The organism is Lentihominibacter faecis, from assembly GCF_014306095.1.
Taxonomy (GTDB): domain Bacteria; phylum Bacillota; class Clostridia; order Peptostreptococcales; family Anaerovoracaceae; genus Lentihominibacter; species Lentihominibacter faecis.
The window spans coordinates 24,939-44,479 of record NZ_JACRWC010000054.1; the positions used below are offsets into that span (position 1 = coordinate 24,939).

The 19,541-nt window shown below is 49.4% G+C and carries 18 protein-coding genes and 2 pseudogenes; 5 read left to right on the forward strand and 15 right to left on the reverse strand.

Going from position 1 to position 19,541, the window contains the following annotated elements:
* Positions 1-50 precede the first annotated feature (50 nt).
* The 3 genes from H8876_RS04140 to H8876_RS04150 all read left to right on the forward strand — a co-directional run bounded on the left by H8876_RS04140 (position 51) and on the right by H8876_RS04150 (position 1,557).
* Positions 51-515 carry a hypothetical protein gene (locus H8876_RS04140; RefSeq protein WP_249286650.1) on the forward strand — a complete coding sequence of 155 codons (465 nt, stop codon included), beginning with the start codon at positions 51-53 and terminating at the stop codon, positions 513-515.
* A 6-nt stretch (positions 516-521) separates the two neighbouring features.
* On the forward strand, positions 522-1,124 hold the full coding sequence (locus tag H8876_RS04145; protein ID WP_249286651.1) for an InlB B-repeat-containing protein: 603 nt from the start codon (positions 522-524) through the stop codon (positions 1,122-1,124).
* 157 nt (positions 1,125-1,281) lie between these two features.
* The gene (locus tag H8876_RS04150) at positions 1,282-1,557 is read left to right on the forward strand and encodes an HTH domain-containing protein (RefSeq protein WP_249286652.1); all 276 of its coding nucleotides are present in this window, start codon (positions 1,282-1,284) and stop codon (positions 1,555-1,557) included.
* A 120-nt stretch (positions 1,558-1,677) separates the two neighbouring features.
* Here H8876_RS04150 and H8876_RS10225 read toward each other — a convergent pair whose 3' ends face one another.
* The 3 genes and pseudogenes from H8876_RS10225 to H8876_RS04170 form a co-directional block, all read right to left on the reverse strand.
* The gene (locus H8876_RS10225; protein ID WP_346727833.1) at positions 1,678-2,820 is read right to left on the reverse strand and encodes a DUF6198 family protein; all 1,143 of its coding nucleotides are present in this window, start codon (positions 2,818-2,820) and stop codon (positions 1,678-1,680) included.
* Between the two features lie 12 nt (positions 2,821-2,832).
* Complete coding sequence (locus H8876_RS04165) at positions 2,833-3,255, reverse strand: MarR family winged helix-turn-helix transcriptional regulator (protein WP_249286653.1); 423 nt, start codon at positions 3,253-3,255, stop codon at positions 2,833-2,835.
* A gap of 127 nt (positions 3,256-3,382) precedes the next feature.
* A pseudogene (locus H8876_RS04170) lies at positions 3,383-4,570 on the reverse strand (IS256 family transposase).
* Between the two features lie 859 nt (positions 4,571-5,429).
* Here H8876_RS04170 and H8876_RS04175 point away from each other — a divergent pair.
* Positions 5,430-5,708, forward strand: coding sequence for an HTH domain-containing protein (locus tag H8876_RS04175; protein WP_249286654.1), 279 nt, complete (start codon positions 5,430-5,432; stop codon positions 5,706-5,708).
* A gap of 530 nt (positions 5,709-6,238) precedes the next feature.
* Here the strand turns inward: H8876_RS04175 and H8876_RS04180 are convergent.
* On the reverse strand, positions 6,239-7,075 hold the full coding sequence (locus tag H8876_RS04180; protein WP_249286655.1) for a DUF134 domain-containing protein: 837 nt from the start codon (positions 7,073-7,075) through the stop codon (positions 6,239-6,241).
* A 175-nt stretch (positions 7,076-7,250) separates the two neighbouring features.
* Entirely contained in the window at positions 7,251-7,727 is a 477-nt protein-coding gene (locus H8876_RS04185; protein WP_249286656.1) for a TM2 domain-containing protein, read from the reverse strand.
* 138 nt (positions 7,728-7,865) lie between these two features.
* On the opposite strand from H8876_RS04185, the gene H8876_RS04190 reads away from it, so the two are divergent.
* Positions 7,866-8,195: a helix-turn-helix domain-containing protein gene (locus H8876_RS04190; RefSeq protein WP_177265169.1), complete on the forward strand. Its 330-nt coding sequence runs from the start codon at positions 7,866-7,868 to the stop codon at positions 8,193-8,195.
* A 261-nt stretch (positions 8,196-8,456) separates the two neighbouring features.
* On the opposite strand, the gene H8876_RS04195 is transcribed toward H8876_RS04190, so the two are convergent.
* The 10 genes and pseudogenes from H8876_RS04195 to H8876_RS04240 form a co-directional block, all read right to left on the reverse strand.
* On the reverse strand, positions 8,457-8,999 hold the full coding sequence (locus H8876_RS04195) for an LptM family lipoprotein (protein ID WP_249286657.1): 543 nt from the start codon (positions 8,997-8,999) through the stop codon (positions 8,457-8,459).
* Between the two features lie 97 nt (positions 9,000-9,096).
* The gene (gene larC / locus H8876_RS04200; RefSeq protein WP_249286658.1) at positions 9,097-10,470 is read right to left on the reverse strand and encodes a nickel pincer cofactor biosynthesis protein LarC; all 1,374 of its coding nucleotides are present in this window, start codon (positions 10,468-10,470) and stop codon (positions 9,097-9,099) included.
* 106 nt (positions 10,471-10,576) lie between these two features.
* Positions 10,577-11,275, reverse strand: a complete 699-nt coding sequence (locus H8876_RS04205; RefSeq protein ID WP_249286659.1) for a DUF1847 domain-containing protein — start codon at positions 11,273-11,275, stop codon at positions 10,577-10,579.
* A gap of 197 nt (positions 11,276-11,472) precedes the next feature.
* Positions 11,473-12,816, reverse strand: a complete 1,344-nt coding sequence (locus H8876_RS04210) for a shikimate kinase (RefSeq protein WP_249286660.1) — start codon at positions 12,814-12,816, stop codon at positions 11,473-11,475.
* Entirely contained in the window at positions 12,817-13,968 is a 1,152-nt protein-coding gene (locus H8876_RS04215; RefSeq protein WP_249286661.1) for a bifunctional chorismate mutase/prephenate dehydratase, read from the reverse strand. It lies immediately after the preceding gene.
* The gene (gene aroC / locus H8876_RS04220; protein WP_249286662.1) at positions 13,965-15,182 is read right to left on the reverse strand and encodes a chorismate synthase; all 1,218 of its coding nucleotides are present in this window, start codon (positions 15,180-15,182) and stop codon (positions 13,965-13,967) included. The genes H8876_RS04215 and aroC overlap by 4 nt, the downstream gene beginning before the upstream one ends.
* A gap of 199 nt (positions 15,183-15,381) precedes the next feature.
* On the reverse strand, positions 15,382-16,902 hold the full coding sequence (locus H8876_RS04225) for a 3-phosphoshikimate 1-carboxyvinyltransferase (protein WP_249286663.1): 1,521 nt from the start codon (positions 16,900-16,902) through the stop codon (positions 15,382-15,384).
* A 327-nt stretch (positions 16,903-17,229) separates the two neighbouring features.
* Positions 17,230-18,333, reverse strand: coding sequence for a 3-dehydroquinate synthase (gene aroB, locus H8876_RS04230; RefSeq protein ID WP_249286664.1), 1,104 nt, complete (start codon positions 18,331-18,333; stop codon positions 17,230-17,232).
* 18 nt (positions 18,334-18,351) lie between these two features.
* Complete coding sequence (locus H8876_RS04235; protein ID WP_249286665.1) at positions 18,352-19,191, reverse strand: prephenate dehydrogenase; 840 nt, start codon at positions 19,189-19,191, stop codon at positions 18,352-18,354.
* A gap of 10 nt (positions 19,192-19,201) precedes the next feature.
* A pseudogene (locus tag H8876_RS04240) lies at positions 19,202-19,541 on the reverse strand (3-deoxy-7-phosphoheptulonate synthase); the annotation flags it as partial.

A 19,541-nucleotide genomic window follows, 5' to 3' on the forward strand; every position in this document is an offset into this window, starting at 1 on the left:
TCCCTTTTTTATGGAGTAGCACCAGCGGATAGGCGACCGGCGGACACACGGTGAACGGAGATCTGAATCTGAAGAGCGGTACAATGCTGGAGGATGACGGCTATACCTGGGATGCATCCACGAATACCTTGACGATGCAGGATCTGACGGTAACGGGGACGGTGAAATTGCCGAATCAGGACTGTCAGATTAATGTGAAGGGGAATTGCAGTGTTGAGGAAATCACGAGAAATACAAGTGCTGCAGCGCAGGCAGTTACGATTGAAGGTGAAACTGGTGCAACCTTGCAGAGCAATGTAAGGATTTCCGGTGCATTAACGATTAAAAATTTGACGATGACAGAGGGAACTCTCGAGAACGGAAATATAGGAAATCTTCCTGTTCTAACCCTCATCAACAGCAACATCACATTACATCACCTGTCCTGGATGACAGATGGCGGGATCGACTTGGCAAACAGCCAGCTGACAGTGAATAAAAGCGAAAATTCCCTTAGTCAGTTCTGGGTAGAATAGATTGCTATGGATGAAAATTCCGTAATTGAATCGTATCGACCGATGCAGAACTATTGGCATTTTACACCGGAAGATATGGGCACAGTAAACGACTATATTGCGGTACCGGTAGGTGGAAGCTTTGCTAAAAAAGCTATTCATGATGGCAGTACAGATACTCCGCTTACTGTAGTAGACAAAGAAGGCAATGCAGCCAGCCACTTCATCCTCAGAGCTCCAAAGGAACAGTGCGAGATCAGCCTTGAGGCTTCTCCTGCTGAGGGCGGAACGGTCAGCGGCGCAGGTTCCTATGATATGTATTCTACGGCTGCCGTAAAAGCAGAAGCAAATAAAGGCTACCACTTCGTGCAGTGGCAGGATGAAGATGGAGTGGCAGTGAGCAAGGATGCTTCCTACACTTTCCAGGTGACGCAAACGCAGACCTTGACAGCTGTCTTTGCAAAAGACAGCGTAACGCCAACGCAGCCGGGAAGCTCAGATCAGAGCGGCTCCGATGACAATGCTGTGGCGACAGGCGATTCCTCCCACATGGAACTGTGGATCGCACTGCTGGCAGCAAGCATACTGGGCATTGCAGGGACAGTCGTGTTTAGAAGACGCAAAGCATAAAAAGTTTTCAATATCCAAGAAAAAGGATCATATCTGGTGGTATGGTCCTTTTTTATGTCGTTTCACGTCGCAATTTTGCGTTTCGCGCCAGAAGGGTTGTCCCTGTTCGGGGGTCATGTTACTATCGTGAAAAGCAATAAAGTAAAGGAGAGTTTCCATGAGATTGATAAAAGAAGCCATTACGGAACTGGAACGGAATCCATATGTCCTAAGATCTGGCCCGGATCGGATCACCTACTCTCGGGAATTCAAGCATCTTTTTATGTGCGAATATCTCGCAGGGAAGAAACCGACAGAAATTTTTAGAGCTGCGGGATTTGACCCTCGTATGATAGGCGCGAAGCGCATTGAACGTGCCAGTGCTCGCTGGCGGAAGGAATACGAAGCAGGGACTCTCGTACTGGAGTCCGATACTCTGAAGAAAAACGCATAAAACGAAATGAAAAAGCTGAGCTGGGGCAATTTAACTGTGTGTTGCGCCCTGTGCTCAGCTTTTTTCTTTGCGGACTTTGAAATTTTGGATAGCCGGTCGATGATGGGGATTCGGTAGGCCCTAGCGGATCCCCTCCAGCCTCCGGAATGCGTACTTGGTGATATTGCTGGCGTTGATGACCCCCACCATATCGCCGTCATCCAGGACCGGCGCTTTCTTGATATGATGATCGGAAAGCACGTGGCAGACGGTTCCCAGATCGTCCGACAGGTTTACCGTGATGACGGATTTGCGGGCGACGTCCCGGACTTTGCAGTGCATCAGCTCCTGCAGTTTTTCGTCAAAATCCATGGTCATAAGGGACGAAGGATTGACGTAGAGGGGATGCTCGGCGGCGAGAAACCGAAGAATATCTCCGTCGGAGATAAATCCGATCAGCGACTGGTCGCCATCGACCACGGGAACGCCGCTGATGCCTTTTTCCGTCAGCAGATCCAGCACGGCGGTCAGGCTGGCGTCACCGTTGACTGTGTAGACATCCTTTTTCATAAGCTGCGGCAGGGCAGGGGCCTTTGCAGAAGAAGCAGGGGCAGCCTTCGTATGGATGCGGAATACGCGGTCGCGGGCCGGGCCGAAGAAGCGGGTGATGACTTTCAGGCTCATGCCCACCAGGATCGCGGCGATGACCGTCCCCAGGCCCACGCTCCCCAGCGAGTGGATCAGCACCAGGCAGGTGATCAGCGAGATGACGACCATGCTGATGTCGAAGATCAGCTTGATGGTGGAAAACGGTTTTCTTGTGACTTTGGAGATGGCCAGCATGGCGCCCTCGCCGGCTAGCGGCACCAGATCCATCGGCACGTAAAAGAAGATCCCGATGGCGATGAGTACGGCGCTGACGACCATCATGAGCAGCTGGATGTAGAGGTGCTCCGGGTCGGGCAGGAACGTCATCAGGTAGTTGGAAAATGTGGTCAGGTAGCCGAACAGGATGCCGACGGGTATCTGCAGCAGGTTTTTCAGCTGGAACGCGCGCCGCAACAGGATGATCTGCAGCAGCACCAGCCCCACGTGAAAGAGGATGGTGGCTTTGCCCATTTCGATGCCCCACACGCAGGTCATGGTGTACGGGATCGAGCTGACCGGCGACACGCCCAGGTCGGATTTAACGGAAATGGCGATCCCCAGCGTCATGATGAGGAACCCCGTCACGTACACCAGGAATCGCACGAAAATACTGGTTTCTTTCGTTTCTTGCTTCATTTTTATGCCTCTTTATTTTAGATTTTTTATCATTTGTTCGGTGACTTTTTGCCAGGTTTTCAGGTCGTCCGGCGCTATGCTGCCGGCCAGCTTTTCGGTCAGCTGGCTCATTTCTGCAAAGAGCGCTCCCCGGTGTTTTTCGGCCTCTGGCGTCAGGGTCAGCTTCTTATACCGGGCGTCTTTTTCGGATGGTTCCCGGCGCAGGAGTCCCTTGCGCTCCATGCTCTGCAACAGGGTGGTCGCGGTGGAAGGGCGCAGCCCGAATTCTTCTTCGATGTCCTTCTGAAAGATTTCTTCATCCGGGTGGTCCAGCAGATAATGCAGGACTCGCCCCTGAGCTCCGCTGAATGGCGCCTCCGCCGTCAGCCGGTCGAAATGCCTGCGCTGGCGGTTGGCCAGGATATTGATCTGGCGGTAAATAGGGGATGAGTTCATGATGACCTCCGTGCAAATACTTAGTTACCTAAGTATAATAGGGTTTCTTGACGGGAATGTCAATGGGGCGGGAGTTTCACGGAGTCAAGTGTAAATTTGTGTGTAAAAACCTTTAGGTGATAATCAGTCAAGCTGCCAGCATCTGTCTTTGCTCCATTGCGATTTTTCGCAGTTCATCTGATTTATGCATGATTTCCCTGTAGGTCGGCTGATAGAAAAGCCTTTGTGCACGTTCTTTTAAAACATCGTTTCTCTCCAGGATCACAGATCCCATAAGTCTCAGCAATGATTCACTGTTAGGAAAAATCCCGATCACGTTGGATCTGCGTTTTAACTCCCGGTTCAGGCGTTCAATATGATTAGAAGAGCGTAACGCTTTTCGAGTGGTTTGAGAAAAGATCATTACTGTCATCGCACTATCAAATCCTTTTTCTAAACATTCCATTGCATTTTCAGCCACTTCCCTGTAATCATTCAAGATCTCGTCTCGACGATCTCTGGCTTTTTCAAGTGTTTCACAAGCAAACATCTCCCGTAATTCTGTGCGAAGTCCTTCTTGGCATCTTTTCGGAACTTTATCAATGATATTTCTGGAAAAGTGCACCTGGCAGCGTTGCCATGGAACTTCTGGAAATACATGCGAAATCGCATATTGGATACTTTCGTGTGCATCTGATGTGATCATTTTCACACCGGATAGCCCTCGATTTTTTAAAGTTAAGAAAAAGTCTTTCCAGGTTTCCTAGGATTCATTTTTATATACTCCAAAACCTACAACTTCACGGATCCCTGCGTTATTGACTGCATAAGCAACCATCAGTGCTTTCGAGATGATCTTACGATCCTCACGGACTTTAAAGTATGTTGCATCGACTGTAATGAAAGGATATTCTCCAGTAATGGAACTGGTCAGGAATTCATTGACTCTTTTGCTAAGTTCTTTGCAAATATTTGAGACCGTACTTTTGGAAAAACTGGTTCCACAAAGAGTTTCAACTACTTTGCTGAGTTTAGCGGTCGAAACACCATTGACTACCATTTCCATCATAGAAGCTACCAGTGCGACCTCTGAACGAGTATACTCATCAAATATCGTAGTTTCAAAAGAACTGTTTCGATGACGTGGCACTTTTAAAACGATAGTTCCGATTCTCGTATTCAAATTGCGTTCACGAAACCCGTTTCTGGAATCGGTCCGTCCTTCCGTCCGTTCGTATGGATCGGCATTCAACTGTTCTGTTGATTCGGCTTGCAGAAAAGAATTCAACGATTCCTGCAAAAGCTTTTTAAATGCACCCTCACGATCTGTTGCCATTAACTGTAGAATTTCATCTTGATTTAGTGTAATATTAATTTGAGCCACGGTTTCATCCTCCTCTAGGTTTATGGTTTTGTGGTTATTATCATTATGCCTAAAGGATGAGCCTGTGGCTTATTTATTTTACACACATTATATCAACATGACCGTCTCCTGCGAGGCGCTTTTTTATTTTGTGCAGAATGCCGCAACAGTTTTACGGACGTGAAGCGGTAGCTTCGCCGGAACCCTTGATTTATAGCTGACACTGACGGGAGCACTCCAAAAATAATGAAGAAACCCGGCGAAAGCGACCTGAAATTTTGCGAAGGCTACCAAGGTCTCGCGAAGGCTACCAAAATCTTTGAATTGAAGTTTTTCAGGTGATTTTCGAGAATTTAAAGTCAGTGAACCGAGGACACGGGCAATGAATTCTTCATATAGAAGAAAAATTTATTAAAAACAAGAAGATCACTTTAATAGACTAGAGAGCAAATGGTCTATAGGGTGACTGTTTTCTCTAAAACGCTAAGAAAAGTCGCAAGATAGAGAATTAGATTATATAGTCATGACTTGGGATGGAGATGGATTCTCGATTTGCATCGGATTTTTTCGGAAACGAAGATTTAGCAAAAATTATGTAAAACAGGCCATGATCAGCATATCTATAGGGTGAAGCGGATCTGTTTTTTGCTGCTATACATGATGATTTCTGTGCCGTCATTTGTCGCTCATCACAAGGTTCGAGGGGCTGTTTTTCAATGTTTTTTGTCATTTTACGTCGCTAATTTGCTTTTTGTACTATGGGGGGTTGTTAATGGATGAAGCGTATGATATTATTTTAAAAATTGCTGCTGACGGACAAAGGAGGTTTTCCATGAGACTGACACAGGAAGCCATTATGGAACTGGAACGAAATCCGTATGTAATAAGATCTGGACCTGATCGAATCACGTATTCGCGGGAGTTTAAACATCATTTTATGAGGGAATATCTTTCGGGCAAAAAGCCAACTGAAATTTTCAGAGAGGCGGGATTTGATCCGCGTATGATCGGAAGCAAGCGGATAGAGCGAGCCAGTGCACGCTGGCGGAAAGAGTATGCAGAAGGCACGCTGGTACTGGAGGAATTTGAGTTCGAAGAAAAGAACGCATAATATAGGGAATAAAAAAGCTGAGCCAGGGGCAATTTGATTGTGTGCTACGCCCCTTGAGCTCAGCTTTTGCATTTGATCGTTAGCTGCCGAAGTATATTAGTGCCCCTTGTGCCCTTTGACAGGGACGGCAAGGAGGAGATATGAAACAGGCTATGGCTGCATATACATACTGCATGTAGAGCAGACAGTAAGGAATTTTCCCGGCAAGATTTTCTGCGGATCCTAATCATAAAAGCCTCAAAAACAGAAAGTCTTTCTGAAAAAACTCAGATTCTCAGATTTTTTTCAGACCCCTCGATCAAAACCTAGAGCCACAAAAGGCCGGGAAAGGCAGCACCAGTGAAAATGACTCGAAATTCTTCTCGCAAAAGAAAAATGCTGCATAAACATACAGCATTTGTGGTTATATCAGATTTTTATGCAAAGCTCTGGCGTCACCAGAGCTGCATTTAAATGGCTTTCTGTTTTTGCCACTAAAAACCGGGAATTCTGCACATTAGAAAAAATTCCCGTTAACGGATTCATGGCGCCTACTGCTTGCCGCAGTTGCCGCCGCAAGCATGTTCATGGCCGTTTCCATGATTCCTGCAGGAGTGGCCGTTTCCATGATTCCCGCAGGAGTGGCCTTCGCCGTGGCCATGATCGTGACCGGCACAAGTCGGATTTTCGATCGGTACTAGTTTGCCGTCCAGTAAAGCTTCCACGGCATCATCAGTCATGCCGCGTACACCGCCGTACAGTTCGATAGCAGCGTTCTTCAGTGCCTGCTGTGCGCCGCCGCCGATCCCTCCGCAGATAAGTGCATCCACCTTTGCAGAAGAGAGGAAGTCAGCCAGTGCACCATGTCCCTGTCCTTGAGTATCTACTATTTCTGATTTGAGTATCTTACCATCTTCAATGTCATAGATTTTGAATTCCTCAGTGTGTCCAAAATGCTGAAAAACAGCTCCGTTTTCATAAGTTACTGCAATACGCATTGTGCTTTCTCCTTTCGATTGCAAAGCCAGCAAGGTATCGCTGCTGCCGTTATCAGCAGGGTTTTCCCGGCATCTTTTGTGACAGCAGAACGCAGCAGAGCCATCGCAAAGGCGGTAATCTCCACCGGAAATCACCAGCCTTTTCCCGCCGATAAGACTGTCTGCGATCTTGTATCTTGCCTTTTCATAAAGTTCCGTTACTGTTGTGCGGGAGATATCCATCTGTTGTGCACACTGCTGATGAGTGCAGTTTTCCAGATCGATGAGGCGGATCGTTTCGTATTCTTCCAGTGTCAGCGTTACGGTTTCTGCGCAGGGTATCCCGGCGGGTGCAAATGCATCAAAATCCGGTTCCGTGCAGATGCGTCTGCATCGTTTTGGTCGTGCCATGAGTATCTCCTTTCCATATAAAAGGTTTACGACATATGTCGGATTCATTATAACGCAGTCGTGTGAGAAAAGCAAGAGGGATCTGGAGATAATAAAAGAGACTTCCGTATGTGCTTTGTAAAAGTTTGATACGGTAGTCTCTTGAATGTGATATCGGCTCTGCAGCTGCAAAGGGCTATCGTGCGTATTTCCCGTTGATAAACACCACTTCGTCTTCGTGGCCGAATGCTCCGCCGTATACTTTTGTGAGGGCGATGATGAAATCGATCAGTGTCCACAAACCGCAGCCGCCGAGAGTGATAAGTTTCAAGATCCCAAGACCTGCCTGACCTCTCATAAAGCGATCGACACCAAACGCGCCAAAGAGAAAATTCCCTACCCATGCAAAGACGTGTTTATTCATATGCTTTTCTTTTGCTACATATACATTTCCAACGTTGACGTTTACATTCTGCGGCTGTGGCTGCGGCACTGTCGGCGCGGCAGCGGCAGCGCGCGCAATGATCGTAGTATCCCCGTCTTTAAAAATACGAATTTCATCGCCTACCTGCGGATTAGGATAATTCACGGCACTGATCGGTGCTTTCACGATTTTCTGATCATCCATTCCTATGTAAACTTCTGTTCCTTCCAGTTTAATGATCTTGCTCATTATTTTCTCCTTCCATTCATGCTCTTGATTTTGCGAATAATATTAACTGTATGGGCATAAAATAGCCTATGTAGTTTATTTTATTATATACGTACACCTATAGAATACAAGTAAAAATAAACTGTATGGGCGGTAAATATGGATTATTATCAACTTGGTCAACAAATACGGAAATATCGAAAGGTGCATGGGATGTCCCAGGAGCAGCTGGCAGAAAAAATCGGGATTTCAGTTACCCACATGAGCCATATCGAAACGGGCAATACGAAACTGAGTCTTCAGGTTTTTGTGGATATTACAAGGGCTCTTGACATCAGTGCAGACGATTTGCTGTCAGAATCCACACCGGCTCGCAGAGATCAGTATGCAGATATATTAGCCGTTTTAGATACATGCGGCGTTCAGGAGGTAAAAATCCTGACGGATATGGTCAAGTCCATGAAAATTTCACTTGATAAATACACCTGATGAGGAAAAATCGATCGGTTCCTTGCTGTTATCACCTAAAGGAAAGTAGATGCAGGACATTGTATTCTGTGAGAGGATATATTGTATGGATGAGGTCCCGTTTCATGAACAGTCTTCCCGATATTTTGGAACAGATCAAAACGCACATAGAGAAAAAGACCCGAAAGCGTTTGAACAATGGTGTGCTCCCATCAAGGGGAACACACCACAACGCCATCGGGTCTGACTTCGTATGGTGCAGTAATCGTAAACAAGAGGGTCTTAATAATTATACTGGATCGATTCCAGTGACTTTGTTACGGCTTCGTTATCCTGCATGGATTCGCCGATCACCTGAATGAGAACAGGATAATTGTTGGTCACCGTGTAATAGTATCGGTTAGAATCCTCGTCTAAGAGAACGTATTCCTGATCACCGATCTTGGTTTTGGTATAAGTCTTGTACGAGTTTTTATTCTGGAAATCTGACAGAAGCATATCAAGTGTATATTCCTGTCCCTTTACATAAGAAGGATAGCTCAGGCTTGTCTCATCGTCCTTGGAAATGCCGCTGATCAGTACATAGTCACCGACACCGTATCCTTCTCCTTCCTTTGCCATAAGAATATCTTCATCGTCGTCTTGCGCCTTTGTGATATAGTCAGGCATATCCAGCGCTTCTACAGAAATAGCTCCGCTCGCTGTTGTGACGCGTTCTGCTTTCTTGTCTTTCCCGCTATCGCCGTCCTTGTCGCCACCGCCGCCACAGGCTGCAAGTGAAAATGCAAATACCATGGCCAATAAAACAATTAATATTTTTTTCATGGCTCCTCTCCTTTCGGAATAAACTGAAAACTCTTCTTGGTACTATTATACAGCCTTTTGAGAGAGGGGTCTATTCCTCAAACGAGTACCTGTAGAGCTATTGTGGCTGATGCAGGGCGGCAAGCAGGGCACGTACCTGCGCCAGGGTCAGCCCATAGGTGCGAGCGATTTTCTCCAGATCGTCATGCTCATATTTGTTGCGGGTTATGCCAAAGCCGGTGGATGTTTTGCTGCGGATCGTACAGTCATCGCCGGTTGTTTTTAGCTCATGAGCCTTTGATTCTGCCGGCATGTTCGGGGCAGAGACATTTGCCAGCACGTCATCCGGGATCACGGTCTCCGATTCAGTGCGCGACAGGATCCAGCGCTTTTTTATCGCGCTGCGCACACCCAGGGTGGTGGTATGCTGCAGGATCAGTTTGGTCATTTGCTTCTGGTCAGGGTTCTTGCAAAGGACCGTGACCAGCACTCCCGGGCGGCCTTTTTTCATGGTGCATGGGACGGTGAAAGCGTCCAGTGCACCGTTTTGCAGGAAGGTTTCTATGGCAAAGGCGATGTCTTCGCCGGTCATGTCGTCCACGTTGCATGAGAGTTCGCAGATGGTTTCTGCCTGGTTTTCTGCATAGCTCTCGCCGAGGATCGCGCGCACGCAGTTGGCTGCCGGGAAGTCTTTGGTCCCCATGCCATAGCCGGTGGACGCCGGGGTCATTAACGGCATCTGATCAAAGCGTGTGACGAAATGTTTCAGCAGGGCCGCTCCCGTAGGAGTGCAAAGCTCTCCCTGGATGCTGCCGCTGTAAATCGGTATGTCTTTTAGGATATAGGCGGTAGCCGGTGCAGGCACCGGCAGGATCCCATGAGCACACTTGACTTGACCGCTTCCAACGTGGATGGGGGATGCGATGATCTGATCCGGTGCCAGCTTGTGGAGAAGCAGGCAGACGGAGGCGATATCGGCGATAGCATCCATGGTGCCGACTTCATGGAAGTGGATCTCGCTTACCGGTTTGTCGTGAGCTTTGCTTTCGGCTTCCGCGATGAGGCGATAGACCGCCAGGATATCGGTACGAACGGCTTCCGGAAGTTTCAGGTCGTCGATGATATGATGGATGTCGTGGAGGCTGCGGTGGGAGTGATCATGATGATGGTCGTGGGAGTGGCTGTGCTGGTGGTCATGGGAGTGGCTGTGCCCATGAGAGTGGTCATGCTGGTGGTCATGGTGACTATGCTCGTGGGAGTGACTGTGCCCGCCTTCTTTCTCCTCTGTGCCATTTACGGTAATGGTCAGGTGGGTCCCGGTGATACCGCATTTTACGGATGGATCCAGAGAAACGTGAACACCGGGGATCCCGGCTGCATTGAGCTCCGAGGTAAAAGCATCACGCGCATCATCTGGCAGGAGTTCTGCCAGGGCGGCACCCAGCATATCCCCTGCGGCACCCATGCCGCAGTCTAAATAGAGTAATTTCATAAAAGTAAAATTCCTTTCGTTTTTCGTTGCAGGAGTTATTATAGCAGCTGGCTCTCTCAGAGCAGAATGGATATGACCTGTGCCGGATCCGGTGTATTCAGGCACATTAGCGCATTTCCTCACTCTCCGGATCCCCATGATCCTCCTGCAAAAGTTTTGCATAATAGGTTTTGATCTGATAAAGTGCGGCGACCGGGTTGTGTCCCAGCACGCGATCTTTCGTCACCAAAGTGGTGCACAAAGCATCCGAATACTTGTAAAACAGGCTGTCGTGACCTACGCAAAGGCCGACAACTACGTTGAGCTGGGTTTTTTCGGCATTCAAAAGTTTTGCCTGAAGGATCGGATTGCACATATTCATACCGACATCTTCGCAGGCGGCGTCGATGCCCACAGAAGTTTTTCGCTGGGCGCCGACTTTGCAGCCAAAGCCAGTGACTTCAAATCCGTGGCTCCGGAATATAGTGGCTGCGGCACGAGCTTCTGTGATCAGACCGACACAGGTGGCGATACCCAGCTTTTTAAAGCCCATTTTCTTTGCAAATTCTGCTATTTCTTCGACGCGGGTCATTTTGCAGTAATTCTCGTATTCCACCTGGGCGGACATGCGGGTAACGCGGTTGTTTTCTTCATTTTCCGTATAAAGAGCCATGGCTTCTTCCAGGATAGCGGGATCCAGATCTCTGGTTTTGCAGAAGGCAGGGAAGGCGCTGGATTCTGCGGAAATAGCCTCCTCAAAAGAGCAGTGATCGCATCCTGCAGAGGCGCAGTCAACACAGGATCGCCGGATGTTGTTTGTTGTCATTGGAAACCTCCTTGTGATGGGTTGTAATACTCGGATTATACCATACGCAGCCAAAAAACAAAACAGTTCCGGCTGACTGCCGGAAAGACCGGAAGCTGCGGAACTGCTTTGCTTTGCAATATATAACCAGCCGGATCTATGTAGGAGCAAAGATCCGGCGATCATGATCATTATAGCATATCTCCGGGAATTTAGTGTTACAATTTCTCCAGAATATATGTGTTTACCCGTTGGCGCAGTTTTTTGCGGGAGCAGGTATAGTTGTTGCGGAAGGTGATGTCGGCTGCTGCTTTGTAAAGGGGCATGCGCTGCGCTTCCATTTTTTTTAGTGTTTCGATATTTTGGGAAAGCGGTCTGCCGCGGGTCGGCAGCTTATCAATGGAACGGGTGATATGCACCAGTGTTCCGTTTTGCCGAAGGGCGTCTACGTTTTCAGGTCGCAGGATCGCTCCGCCGCCAGTGGCGATGATCAGGTTTCGTTCTTTGCCAAGTTTTTTGCAGATTGCTGATTCCCGGTCGCGGAACCCCGTTTCGCCTTCCTTTTCAAAGATTTCAGGGATAGTCATTTTTGCTTCTTCTTCGATCTTGGCGTCTGTATCCTGCAAAGTTTTCCCGGTCAGTTCTGCCAGAAACTTCCCGATGAGAGACTTTCCGGTTCCCGGCATGCCGATGAGGACGATGTTGCCCATCCGCTGCTTCATGGATTTGATGATACGCTGGTTTTCTTTCTGAAAAGCTCCCGGCGTTCCTAAAAAGTATCCGGCTGCTGCGGTAGCCTGTGCCACCAGCATAGGAAGGCCATTGGTGTATTTGAGCCCCAGCTTTTCGGCTTCCAGTAGAAGAGCTGTTTTAAACGGGTTGTAGATCACATCGATGACAGCCTGGCAGCCGGGAAAATCCTTTAGGCGGATCACCTGCTGCATGTTGTTTGGGAAAGTCCCTACCGGTGTGGTATTGACGATCACATCGATAGAGGCTGCGATTTCCGGCAGCTGGTCGTAGGATACGGTGCTGAGGATCCCGGCATTTTGGAGTTCAGAGCCGGATGGCGGATCCGTTTCCGGGTGGCGGGAAGCGATATAGATCTTTGCGGCGTTCTGATCCGCCGCAGCCCGGCGGGCCATCAGGGATGTCCCGCCGGTGCCCAGGATCAGAACGCCCTTGCCTTTAAAGTCGATTCCTGCACGCGATGCCGCGTACAGGAATCCTTCATAATCCGTGTTGTGACCCACCAGGATCTTGTCTTCCTGGCTGATACTTTCCGAGGCTCCGGCCCCTGAAGCGTTTTTCCAGAACAAAGTATTTACAGCCCCGATCCCGCGAGCCAGATCCGTGACTTCATCGCAAAGAGGGATCACATCCTTCTTATAAGGAATGGTAACGTTGAGCCCGCGAAAATCGCGGGCATTGATAAAGTCGGGCATCTCATCTTCGGCGAGGCTGAAAAGCTGATATTGATATCGTCCCAGAGCCTCGTGGATCTCTTTGGAATAACTGTGAACCAGAGTTTTGCCGATGAGTCCGTATTTCTCGTTCGTCATTTAGATGACCTCCGTGTAACAGCCGAGGAATACGAATGTCTCCGGCTGGCTTTCCATTTCGGAGAGAAGATTGATCAGTTCAGGCGAGTAGACCGATGCATCCAGATCGAAGTAAAACATGAATTCGAAATCGCTGCCTGGGATCGGACGGGATTCCAGCTTGGTCAGATTGATGCCCAGCGCTGCGAACTTGGAAATAGCTAGATACAGGGATCTCGGTGTGTGGGGCAGGGAAAGGATCAGGCTGATCTTATTGGAACCCGGATAGATCTCCATCTTCTTGGAAATGCAGATGAAGCGAGTGTAGTTGTTGTCAGAAAGCTGGATCTGCTTTTTCAGCACGTCCAGGCCATAAAGGTCAGCGCATTCCTTGGAGCAGATAGCAGCCACATCCTCGCGATCGCTTTCCGCAACCATCTTTGCAGCAATGGCCGTGTTTTCAACGACAGTCACTTTCACATCCTTCAGTTCTTTCAGGAAGTCGCCGCACTGTCCGAGCGCCTGTTCGTGGGAGAAGATCTCCTTGACATCGGAGAGGGCAGTTCCCGGCTTTGCCATCAGATTGTGGCTGATGCGCAGACGGATGCCTTTGGCGATATGGAAGTTGTAGTTCTGCATCAGGTCGTAAACGGCACCGACGGAACCGTAAGAGCTGTTTTCGATGGGCAGGATCCCGTACTGGCAAAGGCCTTTTTCAACGGCATTGAATACGCCCTCAAAGCTGTTGAAATACATGATGCTCGGCACTTCAAAGAGTTTCTCGCAGGCAGCCTGAGAGTAGGATCCTGCAACGCCCTGGCAGGCAACGACTGCCTTTTTCGGGAAGAGGTTTGGTGTTTCTTTCAGTGCTTCTTCGATGCGGTCAGCCAGGTCGGATCTCTTAGCCATATAGTTGTTCTGGCAGGAACGGCTGGCGTCAAAAATCGTATTGAACAGCAGCCGTGCATATCCGTCGAAAGGTTCACCGATCTGTTCGGACACTTTATGCAAAATTTCTTTCTCGCGCTTGTCAGAGAAGACGGGTACTTTGTGACCTTTCTTATACTTGGCGATTTCCAGGGATTTTTCCATTCTTTCTTTGAACAGGTCGGTCAGCTTTTCATCTATATTGTCTATGTCCTGTCTCATCTGATCTAAATTGATATCTGTCATTTTGTTACCTCCATAATACAGTCTAAAATACCAAGAGCCAGAGCGGCTTCTGTGATAGGAACGGCTCTGACGGCGACGCAAGGGTCGTGCCTGCCCTTGACGACGAGAGTTTCGTTTTTATGTGCTTCCAGATCCACCGAATCCTGCTTCCTGCTGATGGATGGAGTCGGCTTGAAAGCGAGTCGGGCCAGAAGCGGCATGCCGGTGGTGATGCCTCCCAGGATCCCGCCGTGATAGTTGGTCCTGGTTTTTACTTGCCCGTGATAGTCGTAATAAAAAGGATCATTGTTTTCGGAGCCACGAAGCTCTGCCGCGTGAAATCCTGCGCCGAATTCGACGCCTTTTACGGCCGGTATGCCGAAGAAGATCGGTGCCAGATAGCTTTCCAGGCCATCGTACATAGCCCCGCCGATGCCTCCGGGCAGTCCTGTCGCACACACTTCTACGATGCCGCCCACGGAATCCAGGTCGTTTTTGGCCTGCAAAATGGCTTGCGCCATTTTTTCTCCGGCTGTTTCGGACAGAACGGGAAACTCCATTTTCTGCAGTTTCACCAGGGTTTCTGCGCTGACGCTGACCGGATCCAGAGGGGTATCCTCGATGCCTGCAATGGCGTAAAGATGTGCTCCGATTTCGATGTTTTTTTCTTTTAGCATCTGCAAAGCGATCCCGCCTGCGATGCAGAGGGGTGCTGTCATACGTGCTGAGAAAGGTCCGCCGCCTGCCATGTTCAGTGTGTCTCCATAGCGAAGCCGCGCTGTGTAGTCAGCGTGACCTGGCCTTGGAACTGCTCGCAGTCCTTTGTAGTCCCCGGAGCGGGTATCGGTATTGCGGATCTCAAAGGAGATGAGAGGCGCGGTCGTGATAATAACCGGCGCCTCCGCAAGGGCGCCTGGATTGCCTGCGACCCGGGTGGAATTGCTCGAAGCGAGATTGCCTGTACCGGAATCCGCTTGCTCTGGATCGCCCGCCTGTTCTGGCGGCGTTCCGCCGCCCCAGGCTGCGATCCCTGCAACAGGGATCGGCAGATCCGGTTCTTTGCGCTTGGTGGCAAAGGGGCTGTTTCCTGGTGCGCGTCGCTGGAGAAAAGCCCGCAGCTGGTTCATATCGATACGTGTTCCGACCGGGATCCCTTCGATATCGACTCCTATGGCCGGTTCGTGAGATCCGCCCCAGATGGAAACGCGGATGTTTTTTCCGAAAGTTGATTGCATGTAGTTGCTCCTCTATAAGTAGTTGAGTGGAAGGCTGCGGCAGGGCTGCCGTGTCGCGATCTGCATGAGGCCGACTTGCTATGCTTTACATGACGGCAGAGCTGCCGCCTGAGAGGTCCGGCACAAATGCCATATTGCCGGACCGCTGATCCGGGACAATGATGGTTATCTGCCCGGATCCTGCCGGGCGGTCTTGATCCTAGTCTTCTAAAATCTCGATCTTACCGCCCAGTTTGGTGAAGTCGGTGAAAAAATTCGGGTAGGATTTTTTCACAGCTTCTGCGCCGGTAATGATGACCGGGCCGTCGGCTCTGCAAGAGGCGACGGCAGCTGCCATCGCGATGCGATGGTCATTATGGCTGCTGACTGTCCCGCCGCAAAGGGATGGGGCGGGGCAGTGGGCAGCAGGCCCGGAGGGAATGGTGCGGTCATTGTTTTTGTCGATGACAAGTCCGTCTTTTGTTTGTCTGATATCGGTTCCAAGAATGGTCAAAAAGTCACAGACCGTTGCCAGCCGGTCGGATTCCTTGATGCGAAGCCTTTGTGCATCGGTAATAGTCGATGTGCCGCTTGCCCCAGTCATTGCAACGGCCATGACCGGCACCAGATCTGGAAATTGTGCTGCACTTACTGTTTCGCCATGGAGTGGGACTCCATTTCCGGCGATGTGATAGCTTGTATTTTTTCTTTCGATTTTAGCTCCCATTTTTTCCAGCACGGTGATGATTTCCTTATCTCTCTGTGTGGAATCTGGATCGAGGCCGGTGCAGGTGATATCGCCGCCAAGTGCTCCTGCCACCAGCCAGAAAGCAGCGTTGGACCAGTCGCCTTCGACTTTCAGTCCGGCTGGTTCCCGATAAATCTGGTTGCCCGGGATCTCATAGCGGATCAAGTGGTTTTCGGAACTCGAATCAGGAGTATCGCTCGATTCAGATGGTGCCGCTTCTTTACATTTTTGAAAGGCGGTTTGTTCCGCTTCAGCGATTTTTTCTCTGACTTCACGGATCTTGATCCCGAACTTTCGTAAAACCTGCAGCGTCAGATCCACATAACCCGCCGATTCCAGTTTTGTGGTCAGCTGCAGACTGCTGTCGCCATCAAGAAGCGGCAGGGCAAACAACAGTCCAGTAATAAACTGGGAGCTGATATTTCCAGCCAGCCGATATTCACCCGGCTGCAGTCTGCCCTGGATCCGGCAGATTTTCGAAGTGATCCCTCGCCCCGAAGCCGGATCGACGGTATTGCCAAAGCAGCTTGTGTTTGCCGTATCGACGGTACTGCCGGAACAGCCTGTGTTTGACGTATCGACGGCATTCGCTGAAGGCTTTGCAGCCTCTTGTGCCGATGTCGTCAGCATTTCAAATTTGCAGCCGTGCCGCTCCATTTCTTCTTTCAAGGGAGAAAGCGGACGATGTGGAAGTTTCCCTGATCCGGTGAAGACGGCTTCGTCCTTCAATGCCATGGCAACCGGGATCATAAAGCGGATCGTCGATCCACTTTCCCGGCAATCAAAACAGGGAAGTTTTTGATCCAGCTGCGCCAGGCAGCCTTTCGTAGCATCAATGTCTTCTGAAAAAGTCGGGATCACCAGGGGTATCTCTTGCCCGCACCCCTGCAGAGACGCCAGCTTCTGTGCGATCAAAAGCCGGTGAGCGTGGGATTTAGACGGAATTGCCTCAATAGTACCATTCAATTGTTGTGGTGTGATTTTTATCTTCATAATAGTATTTCATCCAGGTGTGGGAATATTATCCAATGTGCAGGATCGCGGGATTTTCGATCCAAAAACAGAAAATCATCGTTCTGGCATTACGATTTTCAAGGTTTTACCGGGGATATGGCCATAAAAAGCCGGCAAAATATGGGGGATTTCATCAAGTTGCTGTGAACAAAGCTGTAATTCTACACGAATTTGCTGTCAGATTGTTGTAAGCTCCTGATATATTGTTAAATCCTTCCAGCCAAGCGTTTTTCGACCAAAGTTTTTCTGTAAAAGGCACGTGTAAACTGCGGTTGCAGCAGAAAATCGTGCCGGAAACCTCGAACCCTACAACCCATACGATATAAACGGCTCCAGTTTATTTACCGAAATCGTCTTCAGCCTGCATTTTCCGATTCTAGCCGGTACGACCAGGGTGATATTACCCCCGCGGATCTTCTTGTCCTGCATTGCCGCATTAGCCAGCTCCCATGCACTGTACGGACAGCGAAGCGGGAATTTGAACCGTTCCAGGATCTCTAAAATATCTTCGGAACAATTCTCCACCGTCCAGCCCAGTCGATCAGAAGCAATGGCAACGATTTTCATTCCCATGGCAACTGCGTGACCGTGACTGATTTTGTATCGACTGCACTTTTCGATGGCATGAGCCAGCGTATGTCCTAAATTGAGAAGCTGACGACTGCCATTGTCCCGTTCATCTTCCTCGACAACTTTCCGCTTGACCTCGATGGCCAAAGATGCCAGATTCATAAGGAAATCCGGGTCGTCTAAAGTACGCTTCATTTTTATAGAATCCAGGATCAGCGGTTCCGCGATGATACCGGCTTTGATGGCCTCTGCGATCCCGTCCAGCTTGATATCATAGGAAAGAGTATCTAAAAACTCCGAATCAAAGAGCACCAGGCTTGGCTGCCAGAATGCCCCGGCAAGATTTTTTCCAGCCTTAAGGTTGACGCCCGTCTTGCCGCCTACCGACGAATCCACGATAGCCAGAAGCGTGGTCGGAACCTGGATGAATTCAATGCCGCGCAGGTATGTCGCTGCCGCAAAACCTGTCACATCCCCGACGATCCCGCCGCCCAGCGCCAGCAGCACATCCGTGCGCGTAAAGCGCTTTGCAGCAAGAAACTCCAGCAGTTCCTCGATCGTCTCCATATTTTTGCTGTCTTCGCCGCCTGGGAACACATACTTGTGCACTTCGAAACCGGTCAACGTCAGAGACCTCCAAAGCGTCTGGTTTTCACGTCCGTAAAGCGGATCCACCGTTTCATCAGTAACGATGCAGATTTTCTTGTTTTTCAGTTTCCCTGTGATCGGATCGTCCTGCAGGCCAAGGGCATCCTTGACATACATTCCTGTCATCGAAAGGATCCCCTTGTTGAGGATCACATCATACTGCTGTGAAGCAGCAACATGGATTTTGATCATACTCTCTCCTTCTTATCATTAAAAGATTTCTCCGTCGATAATAGCTTTCTTTTCTTTGCCGTCCTTTAATAACTGACGCAGTGTCTCGCTGTCATTCTCCCGGATCGCCCAGCTGTACTCCTGTAGATTTTCGATCAGTGTGTCGATCTCATCTGCCAGGTTGTCCGGATTTTCCAGGAACAGCTCAGTCCACATATCCTCGTTGAGCTTGGCTACGCGGGTCAGATCTTTGTAACTGCCTGCAGAAAATCCCATGTGCTCCTGAGCAGTAGGACTTTTTATGTAGGCGTTGGATACCACGTGAGCCAGCTGAGAGGTGAAGGCGATCTTGCGGTCGTGTTCTTCCGGCGTTGCGATTTCGATGTTGGTGAAACCTATTGAAGTAAACAGTTTCTTCAGTTTTTCCATGCTCTCGATCGGTCCTTTGGTCGGAGTGAAGATCATGGAAGCATTGTTGAAGAGCGACTTCTTTGCATAAGTAAACCCTGAGTGTTCCCGTCCTGCCATCGGATGACCGCCTACAAAGAGGAAGCCTTTTTCTTCCGCAAGAGGGATCAGCTGCTCGCAGACCATGCGTTTGACACCGCTGCAGTCGCAGACGATACTGCCCTTCTTAAAAAGATCGGCATGGCTTGTCACGTAGTCGACGGTATCCTGCGGATACAGGGCAACGATGACAATGTCACACTGAGACAGGAGCTCGTCTGTCAGCGGCTGCTCAATGGCATCTACGAGCATGGCTTTGTGTACCACCGGCTTGGAAATATCGAAGCCGTAAACAGTATTATCGGTATTCTGACTGATCGCCTTGGCCAGGGAGCCTCCAATGAGTCCCAGACCTACAATTCCTATTTCCATGATACCACCTCTATCCTCTGTATGCCAGTGGTCTGATCTGATTTACCACATCCATTACATCTTTAAACGCAGCCGGAGTCAGAGACTGTGCACCGTCGCAAAGCGCTGCAGGTGGATTGTTATGTACTTCGATCATCAGACCATCAGCACCAGCTGCGGTAGCTGCCATGGCCATCGGCTTGACAAGTCCTGCGATACCTGTTGCATGGCTTGGATCGACGATGATCGGCAGGTGAGTCATAGTTTTCAGAAGCGGAATAGACGCCAGATCCAGCGTATTTCTCGTAGCGGTTTCGAAGGTCCGGATGCCTCTTTCGCAAAGGATCACATTCTGTCTCTTATACACATCT